Genomic DNA, 21,907 nt, shown 5'->3' on the forward strand with positions numbered 1-21,907 from the left:
GCTCCCCTCGTTATCGGCTAACTGACACCGCGGTGTCCAGGCTAGCTAACGTACCCGGGAGGCCGCCGGATCACTCCTTCGGCTCGGATACTGCGTCAGGTGGCGTAGGTGTCGCCGCTTCGGAGTCGGCCTCCGCCGACTCGGCAGCAGGTTGCGCCTCCGCCGACTCGGATTCCGCGTCCGGCAGCTGGGCCACGAGATACTCGGCGAGACCACCGATGGTCGGGTAGTCGAACACCGCGGTCGCGTTGATGGTGAACTTGCCGCCGAACTGGCTATGCAGCCGGTTGCGAAGCTCGATCGCCATCAGTGAATCCGTGCCGAGGTCAAGAAACCGACTCGTCGCGGCCGGCGGTTGGGCCAGTCGCAGGAAGTTCTGTACCTCGCGCTGCAGGAATTCGGTCACGAATCCGGCCCGTTGCGGCACCGGGATCTCCATCAGCTGCTTGAGCAACTCGCTGTCGCCTGTCACCTCTCCGATGGCACTCGGCAAGACGAGGTCCAGGATCGGCGGACGCGAACTGCCCAGTACCTTGGCGGCTCGCTGCCAGTTGGCCTTGATGACGGTGGCTTGTCCGGTGCCGTTGGCGATGACCTCCGCGAGTGCCGCGAGCGCCGCCGACGGATCCAGCGGAATCAGTCCCTGCGCACTGATGTTCGCGGTCGCCGCCTCCGAGGAGGCCATACCACCCTGCCCCCAGGGCCCGAAGTTGACACCGGTGGCCGGCAGACCCTGTGCCCTGCGCTGCGCGATCAGGCCGTCAAGCAATGCGTTGGCCGTTGCGTAGTTGGACTGACCGGGTGAACCGAACAGGCTGGACACCGAGGAGGACACGATGAAGAAGTCCAGCTCGTCGTCCTGCGTCAACTTATCCAGATACCCCGCACCGAAGGCCTTGGGCGCCAAGGTCGTCCGGAACCGATCCACGCTCTGCTGACCGAGCAGCGCATCATCGAGCACGCCCGCCAGATGCGCGATGCCCGCCAGTGGCGGCAGCTCCGCACGGATCCGCTCCAGGAGCTTGGCAACCTCGGACTCCTCACCGACGTCAGCGGTGAAGACGTGGATGCGGGTCTTGGAACGCTCCGTAATCTCCTCGATCAACCGCTGCGCGTCGGTATCGGGCGTGCGGCGGCTGGTCAACACGATGTCACCGGCACCAAGCTGAGCCAGATAGCCCGCGGTGTGCAGACCGATCGCACCGAGACCACCGGTGATCAGGTAGGTCCGATCCGGCCGCGGTGCCAGCGGATTCGGCATCTGGCACACGATCTTGCCGATATGCCGGGCCTGCTGCATGCGCCGGAACGCCGTCCTGGCCTCCGTCAACGGGTAGATCTCGGCAGGCAGTGGCGTCCACTCCCCCTTGGCCAGCCCATCGGACACCTCGGTCAGCAAGGCGCGAATGCGCTCGGGCTCTTGGAACATCACCGTGTCCAACGCGACGATCTCGTAGGCGATATCGGGTCGGACCTCGGCCATCTGCTCCGTAGTCCAGATATCGCGCTTGGCAATCTCGGCGAAACGGCCGTTCTTGGCGGTGGCCCGCACGGTCGCCTCGACGAAACCTTCACTGGTCAGGCTATTGAGCACCACATCGACGCCGGCGCCGTTGGTATCCGCCAGAATCTGATCAGCGAAATCCGTTGTACGCGAGTCGTAGACATGCTTGACACCGAGCTTGCGCACCGTTGCCCGCTTGAAGGTGCTCGCCGTCGCATAGACCTCAGCACCCTGCTGTTGCGCCATCTGGATGGCGGCCAATCCGACCCCGCCACTGGCCGCATGGATGAGCACCCGATCGCCGGGCTTGAGCTGCGCCCAATCGAATGCCAGCCGGACAGTGAGCGCCGCGGCGGGGATCGTGGCGGCCTCAACCGCGCTGACCCCGTCGGGAATCGGTGCCAGGAACTGGGCCGGAGCGTTGAACCGGCTGGCGAAGGCACCCTGCATGGAGCCGTACACCCGCTGGCCCACCTCGACTTCGGTGACACCCTCACCCAATTGTGTGACAACACCGGCGAAGTCACCGCCGATCGGGCCGGGATCACCCGGGTACAGACCCAGCACGTTGAGCACGTCACGGAAGTTAAGACCTGCGGCCTCCACCCGCACCTGCACGTAGCCCTCGTCCGGCGCCGGCACGTCCTTTTCGATGATCCTCAGGTTGTCGATGGCCCCACGTTCGGTGGGCAACAGGGCGTAGTCACTCCCGCGCGGCACCGTGAGATTCCCACTGCGTGACCACGGCAGTAACCGGGATGCCAGCAGCTTGCCCTGCCGCACAGCGATTTCCGGCTCCTCAACCGGCGTGGCCAACAGATTCGCCAGCGCCTGCACGGCCTCGGGCGACCCGTCGCAATCGACGAGCTTGGCACGTAGCGCCGGTTCCTCGTTGATAGTGGTGCGCCCGAATCCCCACAGCGAGGCCTGCACCGGATCGACCGGCTCGCCGGACTCGGTGGCCACGGCCCGCTCGGTGACGATCCACAGACCATGCGGAAGCTTCACACCGTTTTGGGAACCGTTCTGCACTGTGTGCACGGCACTGAGCAGGTTGGCGATTTCCGTTTCGAGACGCGCGACCTCAGCGTCCGAGAAACCGGCGCCTTCCTCCGCGCTCGGCCCTGCCGCACGCCAGACGACACCGGAGAACGGCACACCGCGCTCCTTGGCCTGTTCCAGCACCTGCCCGAGCAACTCCGGATCCGTCGTGCGGTCACACGGGATGCAGCCCGGCACCTTGGCGGCAAGCTCGTCGAATCCGGCGATCAGCCACGTGCCGCTGGTCTCGCCCGCCGCGTCCTCCACGGGCGGAACCGGAACCTCGTGCCAGCCAAGGGTGTACAGCAAGCGGGTGGCATCGCCACCGAGCCCGCGCAGCAGCGCCTCGCGCGGTGCGCGCTTGACGGTGAACTCGCGAATCCCACCCAGGTGACGGCCATCGCGATCCAGGTAATCCAGATCGAAGACCTGCGTCTCGCTGTCCAGTGGGCTCTGGTGCCAGCGCGCACGGCAGTAGAAACGCCGAGGCATCTTCTCCTTCAACGTCACCTGTCCGTACCGCAAGGGCAGGAACAGGTCGTTGATACCCTGCTCCGCGGCGAGCAGCGCAGGGAACGCCGGGAAGGCAACACCGGTGCACAGGTCCATCAAGACCGGATGCATCGGCTCGGTGCCCAGTTGCTCGGCGAGTTCCTCGCCGACAAGGACATCGCCGATCGCCTCGCCCTCACCGAGCCAGAGCGACTTCAGAGAACCGGACCAGGTTGGGCCCCAGGCCAGTTCCAGGTCGGCAAAAATCTCGAAGAGCTCCATCGGACGCATGCGTTCCATCCGCTCGATGGCCGCATCAATGGGCTCCGCCGGCTCAGACGCCTCAGACGCCGGCACGTCAGCGTCGTCGCCGACACCGGTGACGACGGTGCCCTCGGCGTTCAACGACCAGTCAACGTCGCGTTCACCGTAGGGACGGCTGTGCACCTGGAATTTCGACCCGCTGCCATCCTCCAGCGGATGCAGAGTCAGCTGCACCTCACGGGAGCTCTTCTCCGGCAGGATGATCGGCTCGTAGAAGAACACATCCTTAGCCCGTGCCGGAGTGCCAACGGCGGCCAGCGCCATCGCGGCGTACGTCGCGCCGGGGACAACGACAGTGCCGTAGATGACATGGTCGGACAGCCACGGCTGCGACCTGACCGACAACCGGCTGATGTACACCGAATCGCCGGAGGCGAGATCTTCGCCCCTGCCCAGGATGCCCGCGGTCAGGCCGCCCCCGCCTTCGATGGCGGCACCGGACGACTTCGGCCAGAAGCGGCGACGCTGGAAGGGGTAGGTCGGCAACTCGAGAGTGTTCCGGGGGTGACGTTGCAGCGCGGCGAAATTGGGACGATGTCCGCCCACGTACGCCGCGGCAAGTGCCTCGGCGATCTGGCGCCGGTCACCAACCCCCTTGCGTAGCGAGACGATTGCCCGCGGCGCGGACAAATGCTCCGGCCAGACTTGCACCGCGGCACCGGTCAGCACGGGCTGCGGGCCGATCTCCATCAGCACCGAGCACCCCAGTGCGGCGACGGTGCGAACGCTTTCGGCGAACTGCACCGGCTGGCGCGAATGCCGACGCCAGTACTGGGCGTCGATGGGGGTCTGCGCCGTCAGTACGGCACCCGTGCGGTTGCACACCAAGGGCAACGTCGGGGTGGCGAACTGCACTTGCGCTGCGTACGACTCGAATTCGTCGAGGACAGGGTCCAACAACTCCGAATGGAAGGCGTGGCTGGTCTCCAGCCAGGTGCAGCGGATGCCCTCTCCCTCGAAGCGCGCGACCGCCTGTTCCACATCCTCGCCCGGACCCGAGAGCACGGTGTTCGGTCCGTTGTAGGCACCGATCGATACCCGCGGGAACTCACCCGCGATCTGCTCGACATGCTTGGCGTCGCTGAACACCGCCACCATGCGCCCGCCCGCGGGCAGACTGCCGAACAACCGGCCGCGCTCGGCGATCAGCCGCGCACCGTCCTCGAGGCTGAACACTCCGGCCACGCATGCGGCAGCGTACTGGCCGACGCTGTGCCCCAGCACCACATCGGGCTCAATGCCCCATGACTGCCAGAGACGCGCCAGCCCCATCTCGACGGCGAAGATCGCCGGCTGCGCAAAGGACGTGTGCCGCAGAATTTTCCCGGCTTCCCCACCAGTTTCGCGATCGGTGGCGAACATCACCTCGAGCAACGGACTCGTCACGATGTCCTTAACCGCTTCCGCGCAACGCGTCACGGTTTCAGCGAAAACCGGCTCGGCATCAAACAACTCACGCGCCATACCGGGATACTGGCTCCCTTGCCCGGTGAACAGCCATGCCGTCGTCGGATGATTCGTGTGCTCGCCACGGACCACACCGGGGCGCAGGCGATTCTGAACCAGCTCGGCCAGCCCCTCGCGCGCGGCCGAGACCGAATCCACGACCAGCGCGGCGCGATGCTCGAAGTGCGACCGGCCTCTGCCGGCCGTCAGGCACACATCCTCGATGTCAACATCCGGATGAGCGGTCAACCACGTCTCGTAACGCTGCGCCACCGCGACCAGCGCCTCCGGCGACCTCGCCGACAGCGCGAGCACGCTCACCTGGTCACCCTGCGGTTCCGGCGCGGCTTCTGGGGTGTCGGTAGCGCCCTCCTCCCCGTCCGCCGGCCGTTGCGGGGCCTCCTCGATGAGCACGTGCGCGTTGGTTCCAGTGAATCCGAACGAACTCACACCGGCACGCCGAGGCCTGCCGTTGGCCTCCCACGGAATGGCCTTGTCCACCACCCGTACCGCCAACGAGTCCCACGGAATATGCGGGGAGGGCTTGTCGAAGTGCAGGCTCTGTGGCAGCACCCCGTTTTGAAGTGACAGCACCACCTTGATGAGACCCGCTGCGCCGGATGCCGATTCGGTGTGACCAATGTTGGATTTCACCGATCCCATCAGTAACGGGCGGTCCGCGTCACGTGAGCCGCCGTACGCGGCGGCTGCGGCCTGCACCTCGATCGGATCACCCAGCGGAGTGCCCGTGCCGTGCGCCTCGAGGTAGTCGACGTCCCCGCCTGCCAGACCCGCCCGGTCCAGCACAGCACCGATAAGCCGTTGCTGCGCACCGCCATTGGGCACGGTCAGACCACTGGATGCGCCATCCTGGTTTACCGCGCTGCCGGGAATGACGGCGAGAATCCGATCCTCGTCGCGCTGGGCGTCGCTGAGCCTCTTGAGTACGAGGATTCCGCAGCCTTCACTGCGCACGTAGCCATCGGCGGATGCGTCAAACGTCTTGCATCGGCCAACCGGTGACAGCATCCTGGCGCGTGAGGCGGCGATCACCGTCACCGGGCTCAGTAGAACGTTCACACCACCGGCCACTGCCAAGTCACAGTCACCGGAGTGCAAGGCCTGGACCGCCTGATGAACGGCCACCAGAGCCGAGCTGCATGCGGTATCGACAGCCACCGCTGGTCCTTCAAATCCCAGCGCGAAGGCAACCCGCCCGGAGATGGCGTTGAGCGCATTGCCGGTGATGAAGTAGGGCTCGATCTTGTCGAGCGACTCCGACGACAGCAGGTGCGCATACTCGTTGGCGCCCACTCCCGCGAAGATGCCGGTTCGGCTGCCGCGCAACGCGGCCGGCGAATATCCGGCCCGCTCCAGGCCCTCCCACACCGTTTCGAGCATCAGCCGCTGCTGCGGCTCGATCCAGACCGCCTCGCGCGGCGAGATGCCGAAGAACTCGGGATCGAACCCATCGATTCCGTCGAGGAATCCGCCGAAGCGGGTGTAGGTCTTGCCCGCGACCTCCGGATCCGGGTCATAGAACTCGTCGATGTCGTAACGGTCCTCCGGGACCTCCCGGATCGCATCGACACCGCCGGACAGCAAGTCCCAGAAGGCCTCCGGATCGGGCGCGCCGGGGAATCGGCACGACACCGCGACGATCGCAATCGGTTCGTCGGTACGTGTCGTCGCAGCCTGCCGAGGCGCGGACTTGACCTGCTCGTTGAGCCCGAGTACCTCGCCGAGCAGGTAGTCGGCCACATCGGAAATACGGGGATGATCCATCACCAGGGTGACGGGTATCTCCTTGCCGACTCCCTGTTCCATGCGACGCCGCAGTTCAACGGCCATCAACGAATCCATGCCCAGGTCAAAGAACCCGGCATCCTCGCGGATCTCGGATACGTCCACACGCGTGACCTCTGCCACCGCGTCGCGCAGGTAGTCGGTCAACAGCTTCTTGCGCTGCTGGATGGGGGCGCTCGCGAGCCGTTCAACCAACTGCGTCTTGCCCGACGGTGTGACCGCCGGCGATGCGGCAAGGTGCGCGGGCACCTCGCTCTCCAGCTCCGCCAGGAATGCCCGCCTGCCCGCCTGCTGGTAGAGCGGCAGGAAACGGGCCCAGTCGATGCGGGCGATAACGCCCTGCGGCGAGGACGCCGCCACGATATCGGCCATGCCTGCCAGTGCATCGGCCGGTGACAACGTCTTGATCCCTCGTTGCTCCAGCCGAGCACGGGATTCCGCGTCCGCCATGCCCGCCGTCCACGGGCCGAAGTTGACGCTGGTTCCGGCAATGCCTTGCTCACGCAGACGCCAGGCCAGCCCGTCCAGGAAGGCATTGGCCGCGCTGTACGCGGTCTGGCCGAAGCCACCCCAGATCGAGGCGATGGAGGAGGTACTGATGAAGAAGTCGAGCTTCAGGTCGGCCGCAGCTTCGCTCAGATGCCAAGCACCCCAAACCTTTCCAGCAAATACGCGATCCACTTCGGCATCGTCAAGACCGCTGAGCGGGGTGGTACCGATCTCCCCCGCAGCGTGGACGATGCCCGCCAACGGCGGCAACTCGGCCCGCACACCCGCCAGCAGGCGCGCAACGTCGTGCGCGTCCGCGACATCGGCGGTGACAACCCGGACTGCGCAGCCGTGTTCGGCACCCAATGCGTCGATGCGCTGCTGCGCGGACTCGCTGGGCTCGCGCCGACTGGTCAGCACCAGATTCTTGGCACCGCGCGCGGCCAAGTATCCGGCGATCTCGAGTCCGATCGAACCAAGTCCACCGGTTACCAAATACGTTGCGTTGTCCCGCACTTCCAGTGGTGTGCCGCTGGGCAGTTCCTCGCGCCGAACCAGCCGGGGAACGTAGACGGCGTGACCGCGCAGCGCGATCTGATCTTCCCGGACGGCCGTGTCGGTAGATGCGGAGGCCCGGACGATGAACTGTGACCATTCGTCGGCACTGACATCAGCCAGATCGGCAAGTCCGCCCCACACCTGCGGAAGCTCCAGCGCGGCCGCGCGCCCGAATCCCCACAGCGCACTTTGCTCCGGCGCCACGGTGTCGGTGTCGGTGATTCGCTGTGCACCTCGGGTGAGTAACCAGAGGGGCGCCCGCAATTCAGCAGCGACCGCGGCGCGGAAGAGTCGGCGCGTTCCGGCCAGCACCTGGTGCTGCATCCGCAGCAGCGACCGCGCCGAAGGTGAACCTGCGTCGAGCGCCGCGACGTGCACGATGCGTAGTGCCTGTTCCTGCGACAAGGCGTCAGCTGCCGCAGCGCGCAATGCATCTGCGAGCTGTTGCTCGTCGGCATCGGACGCAGGCAACCCGAGGATTCGATGCTGGTGCCCACGTGCGGTCAGCGCATCGACCAGCGGCGCGGCCGCGCCAGATACCTCGCCGACAACAATCCAGGTGATACCCGCACCGGATTCCGCACCGGACAGTGGCGTGGGCGACTTCTCCCAGCGGAACTGGTAGCGGTCGTCCGCGATGGTTTGGGTGGTGCGCTGCCGGTTATGTTGTGCCGCAAGTTTTGTCAGCACAGCGAGGGTCTGTTGGTCACCCCCGGCACCGCCAAGCAGATTCGCGAGTTCCTCGATCTTTCCGTCTTCGAGTAGCCGAACAGCCTCGGTGCGCGGGCCACCGGAACGCTGTTGCTGATTCGCGGCGTCTCGTCCAGCGGCGTCTCGCTTATCACTGAACCAGTACTGGCGATGTTCAAACGGATAGGTGGGCAGATCGAGCTTTCGCGCGTGCCCGTGCCGGAGCGCGCCGAAGTTGGGCACATGCCCTAGGACGTACGCGTCGGCGGCGGCTTCAGTGATCTGTCGGTGGTCTGCGGTGTTTCGGCGCAGCGACGCGATCGCCCGCGGTGCGGTGGCGGGGTCGGGCCACGCCCGCAAGGCCGCGGCGGTAAGCACTGGTTGGGGACCGATCTCGAACAACACCTTGCAGTTCAGGTCGGCGAGGGTGCGCACGCTCTTGGCGAACTCCACCGGTTGGCGCGCGTGACGACGCCAGTACGCGCCATCGAGTTTTGTACTCCTACCGAGCGCGGCCCCGGTCCTGTTGTCGATCAGAAGCCGTTGTGGGGTCTTGTAATTGAACTGGCCCGCATACGATTCGAATTCGTCGAGGATCGGGTCAAGCAAGGCCGAATGGAACGCGTGACTAGTCTCCAGGAAATCGCATCGCACTCCTTCGGCAACCAGCCCCGCCACTGCCTTTTCCAGATCCTGTGCGGGACCTGACAATACGGTGTTAGCGCCGTTGTAGGCCGCAACCGACAGGCTCGGGAACTCGTCGGTCAGGCTCTCCACCCGCTCGGCAGCGGCGAACACCGCCGCCATCCGGCCACCTGCGGGCAGACTGCCGAACAGGCGTCCGCGCTCGGCCATCAGCCGCGCGCCGTCCTCAAGGCTGAACACACCGGCGACGCACGCCGCCGAGTACTGGCCAACACTGTGTCCCAGCACCACGTCCGGCTCGAAGCCCCACGACTGCCAGAGCCGGGCCAGGCCCATCTCCACCGCGAACAAGGCAGGCTGGGCATAAGAGGTCTGCCGCAGCGTCTCTCCGGCTTCCGGACCGTCCACGTCGAAAATGACATCTAGCAAAGGCTTTTCGAGAACATCGGCGACCACTGCCGCGCAGCGCTTCACCGTCTCGGCGAACACCGGTTCGGTGTCGAACAACTCCCGGGCCATGCCCGGGTACTGGCTGCCCTGACCGGTAAAGAGCCATGCCGTCTTCGGCGCGTCATAGGACTCGCCGCGACCAAGACCCGGAGCCGGGCGATCGTCGGCGACAGCGCCGAGCAGCTCCACGGCACCTTCTCGCGAATTGACCACCAGCGCGGCCCGGTGCTCGAGGTGCGCTCGCCCCACTCCGGCGGTGAGGCACACATCGGCCAACGTGGCTTCCGGGTGTGCGTTCAGCCAGCTGCGGTACTGATCGGCGATCTGCACCAACGCGGCGGGTGTGCGTGCTGAGAGCGGCAGAATGCTGAACCGCGAACCCGCAGCGCCGTCGACGTTCACCCCGGGCTCCTGGGCCGTGTCGATCTCGGCCTGCTCGGGTGCCTCTTCGAGAATGACGTGAGCATTGGTCCCGGCGAATCCGAACGAACTGACTCCCGCAAGGCGCGGCCGCTCGTTGCGCTCCCAGGCAGTGGGTTCCTTGACCACCTCCACCGGGAGCCGGTCCCAGGGAATGTGCGGCGACGGATTCTGAAAGTTGCGGTGCTGCGGCAACAACTCGTTCTCGAGCGACAGGATGACCTTGATGACACCCGCGATACCCGCGGCTGCCTCCAGATGACCGATGTTGGTCTTTGCCGATCCGATCAACAACGGATCGTTGGCTTCACGGCCGATGCCATAGGCCGCTCCCGCGGCCTGCGCCTCGATCGGATCGCCCAGCGATGTTCCCGTGCCGTGCGCCTCCAGATACCCGACGTCACTCGGTGCGACACCCGCACGCTTGAGCGCATCGGCGATAACACGCTGCTGAGCAACACCATTGGGTACCGTCAACCCGCCCGATGCGCCGTCTTGGTTAATCGCACTGCCCCGGATCACGGCCCGGATCCGATCACCGTCGCGGAGCGCGTCCTCAAGACGCTTGATGACGATGACACCCGATCCCTCACCACGCACGTAGCCGTCCGCGGCCGCGTCGAAGGTCTTGCACTTGCCGTCGGGCGCGAGCATATGCGCGTGCGAGAACGTGATCATTGTCGCGGGAGTCAGCAGGACATTCGCGCCACCGGCCAGCGCGAGGTCGCACTCTCCGAGCTGAAGTGCTTGGCACGCTTGATGAATTGCTACCAATGACGAACTGCACGCTGTGTCCACGGCTACCGAGGGGCCTTGCAGTCCCAGTCGGTAGCTGATGCGGCCCGCTGCCGCGGCGTTCGAGGTACCGATGGCCATGTAGGCCTCGATCTCGGGGAAGGTCAGCTCATCGGATGCCATTCCCAGGTAGTCATGCGTGGCCAAACCGACGAACACGCCGGCATTGGTCTCGGCCAAATCCGTTGGGGCGATTCCGGAATGCTCCACTGCCCGCCACGCCATCTCCAGCAACAGTCGGTGCTGCGGGTCCATCAGCCTGACCTCGCGTGTCGACATACCGAAGAACGGCGCATCAAACCCCGTCACGTCATCGACGAAACCCGCACGGCGGGTGACGACCTTGCCGGGAGCTCCGGGCTCAGGGTCAAAGAATTCATCGGCATCCCACCGGTCAGCGGGCACCTCCGATATCGCGTCACGGCCCTCACGCAGCACGTCCCAGAACTCGTCCGCATTCGCGGCACCGGGAAAACGCGCTGCATATCCGATGATTGCAAAACGTGGGGCGGGCTTGATCGGATGGTCAGCGGATTCCATGCTTGGCCTCCTTGCGTCGGCGGGTGGGGAGAGTGGCCCTCGACGTCGTCGGGCGAGAATGTGACTCGGGACATCGGCGGGTGCGAACGCGACTCTAGCCGAACAAGTATCGTGCGCACTGTTGTTCCCAAACTTCACGGTAACTAGGACAAGGAGTTCTAGTTATTCCCGGTATGCCATGTGGCGCATGGGGTTTCCGGGTCTTGGTCGACCGGCGGTTGCGCGGTCAAACCGAGGGTATGTTGGCCAGCGATGAGAGATGCCGGAGCGGGGCCGGCCGGATGAGAGGACGGCGCGTTGCGCATAGGCACGATAACGGTTGGCGCACTTGATGAATGGACGTTGAGCCCCGGCTCCGTCACCTCGTGGCACCCCACCCCCGCCGCGGCTGAGAAAGCCCGGCAAGCACCTGTGAGTTTGGTGCCAGTCAGCTACATGCAGACGCAACATCTGCGAAACTACTACGAACGGAACGCAGCTGGCCTAAACTTCTCCCGCCAAATTATCGCCAGCTGCGATGTTGCGGGCCAATGCGATATCTCCGCGATGGACCATGCCCTCAATGCATACCTGCGTAGGCATGACACCTTCCGCAGCTGGTTCGAGCGCACCGACGACGGGGAGTTCATCAGGCACTCCATCAGCGATCCAGGCGACATCGAGTTCGCGCCTGTAACGCAAGGGCATATGTCGGTCGATGAAATACGCAGCCACGTCATCGATATACCGAGTCCACTGGAATGGGGATGCTTCACCTTTGGAATCATCCAGGGCGAGAACCACTTTACGTTCTTCGCCGCCATGGACCATGTGCATGGCGACGCGACGTTGATTGGCACCACAATGATGGAAGCCAACGGGATGTACTCCGCGTTGAGCGGAGGCGGCCAGCCACTCATGCTTCCGGACCCCGGCAGCTTCGACGACTTCTGCACTCGCGAGCGCGAGTTCACCTCCGCATTGACCCTGGACTCTCCGGGGGTGCGCGCGTGGATTGACTTTGCCGAGAACAACAATGGAACCTTCCCCGAGTTCCCGCTTCCCCTGGGTAACCCGTCCGAAGCCACCAACAGCACCATGACATCTCTGTCGCTGATGAACCCGGAGCAGACAGACCGCTTCGAATCCGCCTGTTCGACCGCCGGCTCCCGATTTGTCGGCGGCTTGTTCGCCTGCCTCGGTCTGGTGGAGCACGAATTCACCGGAGCGCTCACGTATTACGGCCTGACTCCGAGAGATTCCCGCACAGCTAGCGACAACTTCATGACGCAAGGCTGGTTCACCGGCCTAATCCCGATCACCGTTCCGATCGCGGCAACCTCATTCAATGACGCCGCATACGCCGCGCAGACCGCCTTCGATTCGAGTCTGGACATGTCCCGGGTGCCGTATTACCGGGTACTGGAATTGGCACCGTGGCTGAAGTGGCCGGAACCGAATTTCCCGGTATCGAACTTCTTCCACGGCGGCGCGGCTCCGCTCAACGCCATTCTCGCGGCGGGCGAGCTTGGCCTCGCCGACAACATCGGAATCTATCCGGACGGCCGCTTCTCCTATCAGCTGACCATTTACATATTCCGCTACGGGGAGGGCACGGCGATGGCGATCATGCACCCCGACAACCCCATCGCCGAGAAGTCTTCGCTGCGCTACATGGAGGCGATGAAGTCGGTGTGTGTGCGGGTCGCGGACAGCGGGCACTGGGGACGCGTCGCGTAGCTTGAGCAACATCAACGTGAGGGTGAGGAAGATATGCGGCGGCTAGCCGATTTCGTGGTCCGATGGCCATGGGCGGTGATCGGCGCCTGGGTCGCGCTGGCCATCGCTCTGCCATTGACCTTCCCCTCACTGACCGAGATGGCGGAGAAGCATCCGCTCGCCATCCTGCCCGCCGACGCACCGTCGAGTGTTGCCGCCAAGAAGATGACCGAGGCGTTCCACGAATCGAGCAACGACGATCTGCTCCTGGTCGTGTTCATCAACGAGAACGGACTGGGGGCCGACGACGCGGCGGCCTACCGCAAAGTGGTCGACGCGGTACGCCACGACCTGACGAACGTCGTGTCGGTACAGGACTTCATCGGTACACCCGAACTGCGAAAGTTCCTGACGAGTCAGGACAACAAGACCTGGGTTCTGCCGATTGGCCTCGCGGGCGAGTTGGGCACACCCAGAGCCTTCGACTCCTACAACCGGGTGACCGGCCTCATCCAGCACAGCATCGACGGCAGTCCGACCACTGTGCACATCACCGGTCCCGCGGCCACGGTCGCCGATCTGACCGTCGCGGGCCAGCAGGATCGGCTGCCGATCGAGCTCGCGATCGCCATCCTGGTGCTCGCGGTGCTACTCCTGGTCTATCGCAGCGCGCTGACCATGATGCTTCCGCTGGTGACCATCGGGTCGTCGCTGGTGATCGCGCAGTCCGTGGTGGCGGCCTACTCGCATCTGACCGGCGCGGGCGTCTCGAACCAGTCCATCGTGTTCCTGAGCGCGATCCTGGCCGGAGCCGGCACGGACTACGCGGTTTTCCTGATCAGCCGCTATCACGACTATCTGCGGTCGGGTAAGACCTACGAGCAGGCGGTCCGGGCCGCGATGATGTCGATCGGGAAGGTGATCACCGCATCCGCCACGACGGTGGGCATCACCTTCCTGCTCCTGAGCTTCGCCAAGATGGGCGTCTTCCAGACGGTCGGTGTGTCGTCGGCGATCGGGATCGGCGTGGCGTACCTGTCCGGAATGACCCTGCTGCCCGCCATCCTGGTGCTCGCCGGGCCTCGCGGCTGGGTCAGGCCCCGGCGCGAGCTGACCGCGCAGTTCTGGCGGCGGTCCGGTATTCGCATCGTGCGCCGCCCGATTCCCCACCTGGTTGCCAGCGTGCTGGTGTTGGCGCTGCTCGGAAGCTGCGCCCTGCTCGCGCGCTACAACTATGACGACCGCAAGGCCGTGTCGCCGTCGGCCCCGAGTTCTGTCGGGTACGCCGCGCTGGAGCGCCACTTCCCTCTCAGCCAATCCATTCCCGAGTACATCCTCATCCAGTCACCGCGTGACCTGCGCACCCCGCAGGCCCTCGCCGACTTGGAACAGATGGCCTCTCGCATCGCCCAGCTACCGGAAGTTGGCCTGGTCAGCGGTGTCACCCGCCCACTGGGCGAGGTGCCGCCGGAGTTCAGGGCCACTTATCAGGCGGGGCTCGTCGGAACCCGTCTGGCCGACGGCTCCAACCAGATCAGCCAGCGCAGCAGCGACCTGAATCGACTCACCTCCGGGGCCAACACCCTGGCCGGCAGCCTCGGTGACCTGCGTACCCAGCTCAACAAGATCGTCCCCGGTCTGCAGAGTCTGCTCGACGCGTCGGCCTCGCTGAAGACCAAATCCGGCGGCGACGAGCTGGTGCGGAACGTGGACAACGCCGCCAAGCTCGTCGACGCCATCAATGCGCTCGCCAACGACATGGGGTGGAACTTCTCCGCCGCGAAGGACATGTTCGCCTGGATCAACCCGGTCTTGAACGCGCTACAGGCCAACCCGGTCTGCGATGCCGATGCCTCCTGCGCCACCACCCGCGGCCAGCTCGAGCGGCTGGTCGGCGAGCGCAACAGCGGACGCCTCGATGAAATCAATCAGCTCGCTCATCAGCTCGGAAACTCTCAGGGCAACAAGGCAACCCTCTCCGCGACGGTGACCAAGCTGAACACGTCACTTCTGAGCGTCATGAACGGGCTGCAGGCCATGGGCCTGGATAAGCCCGGCGGCCCGCAGGCCGGACTCAACCAGTTACGGCAGGGCGCTGACCGACTGGCCGGTGGCAGCCAGCAGGTGGCTGGAGGGGTGGATCAACTCGTCGGGCAGATCAAGGTGATCGTCAACGGCCTCAACCAGGCGTCGTCATTCCTGCTGACGATGAAGACCAACGCCGCGGATCCATCACAGGCGGGCTTCAACATCCCCGCCGAGGTGCTGAGTAATCCAGATTTCCAGAGGGCCGCCAAAGCGTTCATCTCACCGGACGGGCATTCGGTGCGGTACTTGGTTCAGACGAAACTCAACCCGTTCAGTCCCGAGGCGATGGACCAGGTCAACCAGATCAGCGATGTCGCCAAGGGCGCGCAGCCCAACACCACGCTGGCCGACGCCACGATATCGATGGGCGGGTTCCCGACCGCGCTGCGCGACACGCGCGACTACTACCAGCACGACATCCAGTTCATCATCGCGGCGACCCTGATCGTCGTCCTGCTGACATTGATGGTATTGCTGCGGGCGATCGTCGCACCGCTGTATCTCGTCGGTTCGGTGGTGCTGTCGTACTTCGCGGCCATCGGAATCGGCGTGTTGACATTCCAGTTCCTGCTCGGCGAGCAGCTGCACTGGACCGTGCCGCCCTTGGCTTTCGTGGTGCTGGTCGCGGTGGGCGCGGACTACAACATGCTGTTCGTCTCGCGAATGCGCGACGAGTCCACGAACAGCGTGCGCTACGGCATCATCCGTGCCCTGAATTCCACAGGTGGCGTCATCACGGCGGCCGGACTGATCTTCGCTGCGTCGGTGGGCGGCCTGCTCTTCTCTAGCATTGGAATCGTGGTCCAGGGCGGCTTCGTGATCGGCGTGGGAATCCTGCTGGATACCTTCGTCGTTCGGACCATCACGGTGCCCGCCATCGCGGCATTGGTGGGCTGGGCCAACTGGTGGCCGTCCCAGGCCAGCAAGCGTCACAGACCGTCGGTGACATCACCGCCCCCCTCCGCACCGGCGACGCAGGCGGGCTAGCACGCGAAATGTATGTGAGACTGAAATGAAGCCGAGCGGTCAGGAGCACGGATGAAAGACCTCCTCGCAGGAGCGGCCCTGCTGGTAGTCGCCAGCATGACAGGCTGTTTCGGCATCCCGTCCGCGGTGGCCGATGACCCACAAGTTCCAGGTCCACCCATTCCCGGGATTTCGGCTAGCGGGGTACCGATGGCCGCTCCGGTGTCGCCGGACCGGACCGCATACGCCCTCGGTGGCGCGCATGTTCTCGGTATCCCCTATGACGAGTACATCCGGATGACGGGCAAGGACTGGTTCCCGGGCATGAAGCGGGCAAACATCTGGTACCCGGCGGGACAGGTGCAGGGCCATACCCTGGAGCGGCTGCTCCCCGGAATCGGTCCGGTGGGGGAAAAGATCATGCCCGGCTTGGGTCTGGATGGCCCCAGCATCGGCGAGTCGATCGACATCGGAGAACCCAACCTCGAAAACGCCATTCGCACCGGCGGTCCCGGAACGGCGATGGGGTTGTCCGAGGGAGCGCTCGTGCTCAACGCCGTCAAATCGGCGTTGGCAACCGATCCGACAGCACCGGCGCCGGATTCACTCACCTTTGCGACGTTCGGCGACCCGATCGCGAAAAGCCCCTTCAGTGAGAGCTTCCTGACGCAGAACTTCCCCGTCGGCTCCGTCGTGCCGTTCATGGACTATCCGGTACCGGCGCCAGTGGAAAGTCAGTACCACACCGATCAGTTCATCTCCGCCTACGACAGCATCGCGGACTGGCCGGACCGGCCGGACAACCTGTTCGCGGTCGCCAACGCCATCGCGGGTCTGGCCACCGGTCACACCGCCATTGCCTTCACCAACCCGAAAATGGTTCCGGCGCAGAACATCAGGACGGAGTTCAACTCCCGGGGAGGGTCGACGACGACCTACTTCATCCCCGAGCAGCACCTTCCCCTGGTGCTGGGCTTCAAGTATCTCGGGGTACCCGAGGAAACACTGAACAGGCTCGACGCGATCCTGCAACCCCGGGTGGATGCCGGTTATTCACGAAACGACGATCCTGCAACGGCACCGATCACTGTGGATCCGGTGCGCGGCTTCGACCCCGCAAAAGTCACCGCGCCGGCCAATCAGGCGACGTTCGGCGGCGGCTCCGACCCGATTTCACAGATCACCAGCGGCGCCCTGGCCGTGCTGGGTAACGGCACCCGCTCGAACCCTCCCAATTAAGTACGGACGAAACACATGACACCTTCAACCCAGTCATCCATCCTCTCGATGCTGCACGGACGTGCCAGCCTGCGTCCGGATGACATCGCGTTCACCTTCACCGACTACACCCACAACCCGGCCGGTATCGCCGAGAGCCTCACGTGGTCGGAGTTGTCACGCCGCACCTTCAATGTGGCCCGCGAGCTGAGTCAGCACGCGGCGGTCGGCGATAGGGCCTTGATCCTGGCTCCGCAGAGCCTCGAGTACATCCTGGCCTTCCTCGGCTCCATGCAGGCCGGGCTGATCGCGGTGCCGCTCCCCCTGCCGCACCGCGGCTCAAGTCTTGATCGGGTGAGTGCCGTCTTCGACGACACGTCACCTTCGGTTGTCCTCACAACATCGGCGGTCGCCGGGGACGTCGGCGACTACGTCGATCAGTCGCGCCTCGCGATTGCCCCCAAGATCATCGAAATCGACGGGTTGCGCCTCGATATCGACGGCGGGCCGAGCATCGCACCGGCCGACGTGCCCAACATCGCATACCTGCAGTACAGCTCGGGTTCGACCCGAACGCCCACCGGCGTCATGCTGTCGCATCGCAATCTGCAGGCCAATTTCGATCAGCTGATGCGCAGCTTCTTCGTGGACACTGGCTCCAGGATCCCGTCGTCCGCCACCATCGTGTCGTGGTTGCCCTTCTATCACGATATGGGTTTGGTGCTGGGAGTCTGCGCCCCCATCCTGGGCGGCTATCGCGCCGAATTGAGCAGTCCGATGGCATTCCTGGAAAGCCCGTCAAGGTGGGTGCGCACGCTGGCCAAGAGTCCGCACGCGTGGTCATCGGCACCCAACTTCGCCTTTGATATGGCGGCCCGCAAGACCACCGACAGCGACCTGGACGGGCTCGACCTGGGCGGGGTGCTCGGCATCATCAGCGGCGCCGAACGCGTCGAACAGGCCACCTTGCGCCGCTTCGTGGATCGGTTCGCGCATTTCAATTTCCAGGATCACATGATGCGTCCTTCCTATGGGCTGGCGGAGGCAACGGTCTTCGTGGCCTCCGGAACATGGAGCGAGGCAACGCCGGCGACTCATTTCGACGTCGAAGAACTGTCCGCGGGCCGCGTTCAGCGTTGCCCGGCGGGGACAGGGACGGCACTGGTCAAGTACCACGTGCCGCAGTCCCCCACCGTGCGGATCATCGACAGCGACACACACCGGGAGTGCGCACCGGACGTGGTCGGCGAGATCTGGGTACACGGCGAAAATGTGGCCTCCGGCTACTGGCGTAAGTCGCCCGAGGAGCAGCGGTGCTTCGGGGCAACGGTGCTCGACCCGTCGCCCGGCACCCCGGACGGGCCCTGGTTGAGAACCGGTGACCTGGGATTCATCTCCGAAGACGAGCTGTTCATCGTCGGACGCATCAAGGACCTGCTGATCATCCGCGGACGCAATTACTATCCCGAGGACATCGAGGCCACGGTTCAAGAGATCACGCGCGGCCGGGTCGCGGCGATATCGGTTCCGTTCGACAGCACCGAGAAGCTGGTGACCGTCATCGAGCTCAAGAAGCGCGGCGATTCTGATGAAGAGGCGGCGCGCTGGCTCGAGGAGATCAAGAACGAGATCACCTCGGCGATATCCAATGAGCACGGCGTGAATGTCGGAGATCTCGTTCTCGTGCCGCCCGGATCGCTTCCCACCACGACAAGCGGCAAGATCCGGCGTGCGGCCTGCGTCGAGCAGTATCTCCAGGACCAGTTCACCCGGTTGGACGCGGACACTCGCGTCGGGGTTGCCTGACCCCGCGTTCGGTGGTGAAAACGCCGTCAGATGCCGGCAATCCCCACCGCGAGCAACACGCATCCGACCAGAGCCAACACCAGCGCGATGTTGCGGCGACGGTTGGACTGTATCCAGCTGTTCAGCCGTGCCATCGCCTCGGCCGTCCGCTCCGGCGCAGCAAGATGAGCCAGTAACGGAACTTCGATCAGCGCGAAGGCGATGATGTTGAACATCAGCAGCGCGCTGACCTGCGTGGCTGGTGCAGAACCCGAGGCCACGATCACGGCAAGTGCGGCCAGGAAATCGACGGAGGGCAGCGCGATCCCCAGACCCGCGACGGCGGCCACCCACAGCGAGCCACCCGTCGCGATGGACTGGATACGCGCGGTGACCTTGTCCAACTGTGCGTTGGAGGTCGGACCCCGCACACGCGAGGCCAGTAACGCGGCGACCAGCAGTGCCGCCACCCCGATGCCAACCTGTACCCGCGGCAACGTGAACTGTGCTGATCCGGTGGACACGTGCCGGAAGGCGAACAGCACCGCCAGCCCCACCGCCATTCCCATGACGAAACCACCGCACAGGAATGCCAGTAGTTGCAGCTGTGGGCGTGGCCGACTCAACATCAGCACCGTCATACCCAGACGGAAGGGTTCGAAGCTGACGGCAATGGCCATCACTAGCAGGGTGATCCACATGGGTGTCAGGGCTGCAGCCGCTCAATCCGTCCGTCTTGCAAGACAATCCGGTTGTGTACGCGGTTCTCACGGCCCTGCCAGAACTCCACCGTGTCGGGAGCGATCACATAACCACCCCAGTTCGGCGGCACCGGCACCGTCTCCACCTCGGCGAACCGTGCGGTGACATCATCGAGCTGAGCCAACAGCGCCGCTCGCGATTCGATGGGCGCCGACTGTTGTGACGCCCAGGCACCCAGCTGCGATCCGCGCGGACGGTTGGTCCAGTAATTGGCGGTCTGGGCCGGATCGACCTTGGTCACCGCGCCGCGCACGTGGACCTGCCGCCCCAGCGCGTACCAGGGAAAGGTGACACTCGCATACGGCGCGTGGTCGAGCTGGCGCCCCTTGGCGGAGTCGTAGTTTGAGAAGAACGTCACACCCGCGGAGTCGAAACCCTTGCACAGCACCGTGCGCGTCACCGGACGGCCGTTGTCGACAGTAGCGAGCACCATCGCGTTCGGTTCCGGGATGCCCGAGGACACCGCGAGGTCAAACCATTTGTGTAGCAAGGGAAGCCAGCCATCGGCAAGCCAGTCAACATCCAGATCGCCACTGCCGTCCTTTTCTCCGGGACGGTAGTCCGAGCGCAGCCATTCGGTCACGAAAAGCACGCTACAGGCGGGCGCTTAAGAGAGATCGAACGAACTAAGAATCACCCTTAATTGTGGGTGCAAGAATCGCCTTTACCGAGTTGTTACCCACAGGTAGGGAGTCGAGAATCATGACGGTTGCAGCGCCGCTACCAGCGGATTTCGCACCTGGACTGGAGGGCGTGACCGCCTTCGCCACCGAGATCGCCGAGCCCGACAAGGACGGCGGGGCGCTGCGCTACCGCGGTGTCGACATCGACGATCTGGTCGCCCAACGGGTGACTTTCGGCGATGTGTGGGCACTGTTGGTCGACGGCAAGTTTGGCCAGGGACTCCCGCCCGCCGAGCCCTTCCCCATCCCGGTGCACACCGGGGATGTCCGCGTCGATGTACAGGCCGGACTCGCCATGCTCGCGCCCATCTGGGGCTTTGAGCCGCTGTTGGACACCGAGGATTCCATCGCGCGCCATCAGCTGGCCCGCGCCTCGGTAATGGCCCTCTCGTATGTCGCCCAGTCCGCGCGGGGCAGTTCCCTGCCCGCCGTGCCACAAAAGGTCATCGACGAATGCTCCACCGTCACATCACGTTTCATGACTCGCTGGCAGGGTGAGCCAGACCCTAAGCATGTCGAGGCCATCGACGCCTACTGGGTGTCGGCCGCCGAACACGGCATGAACGCCTCCACGTTCACCGCCCGGGTCATCGCCTCCACCGGCGCCGATGTGGCTGCCGCGCTCTCGGGTGCGGTAGGCGCGATGAGTGGCCCGCTGCATGGCGGCGCACCTGCCCGCGTGCTGCCGATGATCGAACAGGCCGAAAAGACGGGTGACGCCCGCGGCGTCATCAAGGGCATTCTGGACCGCCGCGAAAAGCTCATGGGCTTCGGCCACCGGGTATACCGCGCCGAGGATCCGCGTGCGCGCGTGCTGCGCAGTACGGCCAAGCGTCTCGGCGCCGCGCGCTACGAGGTGGCGGCCGCCGTCGAACAGGCTGCCCTGTCCGAGCTGCGGGAACGTCGTCCGGATCGCGTCATCGAAACCAATGTCGAGTTCTGGGCAGCGGTCATTCTGGACTTCGCACAGGTACCGACCCGCATGATGCCGGCAATGTTCACCTGCGCCCGCACCGCGGGCTGGAGCGCACACATCATGGAGCAGAAGCGTCTCGACAAGCTGGTGCGTCCGGCCGCGCTCTATGTAGGACCGGGGCCGCGCTCCATCGAGTCCGTGGAAGGATTCGGGCTGCTGCGCTCTCGGGTGGGTGCTTAACCCGAAGTCCTGGCGTCACTACGCGTGAGATGGTTGGGTGGGGCCTATGACCTCTCCCGACCTCCCACCTGTAGAACCCTCTGTCTCTCCCTACATCATCGTCGAGGATTCCCGCGCGGCGATCGAGTTCTATAAGAACGCCTTTGGCGCCGAAGAGCTCGGCCTGCTGGAGACTCCCGACGGCAAAGTGATGCACGCTGCCGTGAAGATCAACGGCACGACGATCATGATGAACGACGACTTCCCCGAGTACAACGACGGGAAATCCAGCACCCCCACCGCGCTCGGCGGTACTCCGGTGACCATTCACCTGACGGTGCCCAATGTCGACGACTGGTTCAGCCGTGCCGT

At 64.8% G+C, this 21,907-nt stretch carries 9 protein-coding genes; 6 read left to right on the forward strand and 3 right to left on the reverse strand.

All coding sequences use genetic code 11. From position 1 onward, the window contains the following. Positions 1-70: 70 nt before the first annotated feature. Positions 71-11,200, reverse strand: a complete 11,130-nt coding sequence (locus tag B4394_RS04255) for a type I polyketide synthase (RefSeq protein ID WP_078314292.1) — start codon at positions 11,198-11,200, stop codon at positions 71-73. Positions 11,201-11,497: 297 nt separating this feature from the next. Between B4394_RS04255 and B4394_RS04260 the strand changes: the two genes are divergently transcribed. The 4 genes from B4394_RS04260 to B4394_RS04275 are packed head-to-tail and all read left to right on the forward strand — an operon-like array spanning position 11,498 to position 18,976. Next, the gene (locus B4394_RS04260; RefSeq protein ID WP_078314293.1) at positions 11,498-12,919 is read left to right on the forward strand and encodes a condensation domain-containing protein; all 1,422 of its coding nucleotides are present in this window, start codon (positions 11,498-11,500) and stop codon (positions 12,917-12,919) included. Between the two features lie 33 nt (positions 12,920-12,952). After that, positions 12,953-15,973, forward strand: coding sequence for an MMPL/RND family transporter (locus B4394_RS04265; protein ID WP_078312677.1), 3,021 nt, complete (start codon positions 12,953-12,955; stop codon positions 15,971-15,973). 51 nt (positions 15,974-16,024) lie between these two features. Then, on the forward strand, positions 16,025-17,191 hold the full coding sequence (gene pe / locus B4394_RS04270) for an acyltransferase PE (protein ID WP_078314294.1): 1,167 nt from the start codon (positions 16,025-16,027) through the stop codon (positions 17,189-17,191). A 15-nt stretch (positions 17,192-17,206) separates the two neighbouring features. After that, entirely contained in the window at positions 17,207-18,976 is a 1,770-nt protein-coding gene (locus B4394_RS04275) for an AMP-binding protein (protein ID WP_078312675.1), read from the forward strand. Between the two features lie 26 nt (positions 18,977-19,002). Here B4394_RS04275 and B4394_RS04280 read toward each other — a convergent pair whose 3' ends face one another. Both B4394_RS04280 and pdxH read right to left on the reverse strand, forming a co-directional pair. Further along, a complete protein-coding gene (locus B4394_RS04280) occupies positions 19,003-19,656 on the reverse strand; it encodes a GAP family protein (protein WP_078312674.1) in 654 nt (217 codons plus the stop codon). Positions 19,657-19,661: 5 nt separating this feature from the next. After that, entirely contained in the window at positions 19,662-20,309 is a 648-nt protein-coding gene (pdxH, locus tag B4394_RS04285; protein ID WP_078312673.1) for a pyridoxamine 5'-phosphate oxidase, read from the reverse strand. A gap of 110 nt (positions 20,310-20,419) precedes the next feature. Here pdxH and B4394_RS04290 point away from each other — a divergent pair, with 110 nt between their 5' ends. Together B4394_RS04290 and B4394_RS04295 are read left to right on the forward strand one after the other, a co-directional pair. After that, positions 20,420-21,556 (forward strand): citrate synthase 2, encoded by a 1,137-nt coding sequence (locus B4394_RS04290; RefSeq protein WP_078312672.1) that lies wholly within the window; start codon positions 20,420-20,422, stop codon positions 21,554-21,556. A gap of 46 nt (positions 21,557-21,602) precedes the next feature. Beyond that, positions 21,603-21,907, forward strand: a 305-nt coding sequence (locus B4394_RS04295) for a VOC family protein (protein WP_139359939.1), incomplete at its 3' end; no start/stop codon positions are given.

This window comes from Mycobacterium sp. D16Q16, from assembly GCF_002013745.1.
Taxonomy (GTDB): Bacteria; Actinomycetota; Actinomycetes; order Mycobacteriales; family Mycobacteriaceae; genus Mycobacterium.

Bases quoted from the DNA above. Each gene is read 5' to 3' on its own strand.
- B4394_RS04290 (WP_078312672.1), top strand. From the start codon at position 20,420: ATGACGGTTGCAGCGCCGCTACCAGCGGATTTCGCACCTGGACTGGAG.
- B4394_RS04265 (WP_078312677.1), top strand. From the start codon at position 12,953: ATGCGGCGGCTAGCCGATTTCGTGGTCCGATGGCCATGGGCGGTGATC.
- pe (WP_078314294.1), top strand. From the start codon at position 16,025: ATGAAAGACCTCCTCGCAGGAGCGGCCCTGCTGGTAGTCGCCAGCATG.
- B4394_RS04280 (WP_078312674.1), bottom strand. From the start codon at position 19,656: ATGTGGATCACCCTGCTAGTGATGGCCATTGCCGTCAGCTTCGAACCC.
- B4394_RS04275 (WP_078312675.1), top strand. From the start codon at position 17,207: ATGACACCTTCAACCCAGTCATCCATCCTCTCGATGCTGCACGGACGT.
- B4394_RS04255 (WP_078314292.1), bottom strand. From the start codon at position 11,200: ATGGAATCCGCTGACCATCCGATCAAGCCCGCCCCACGTTTTGCAATC.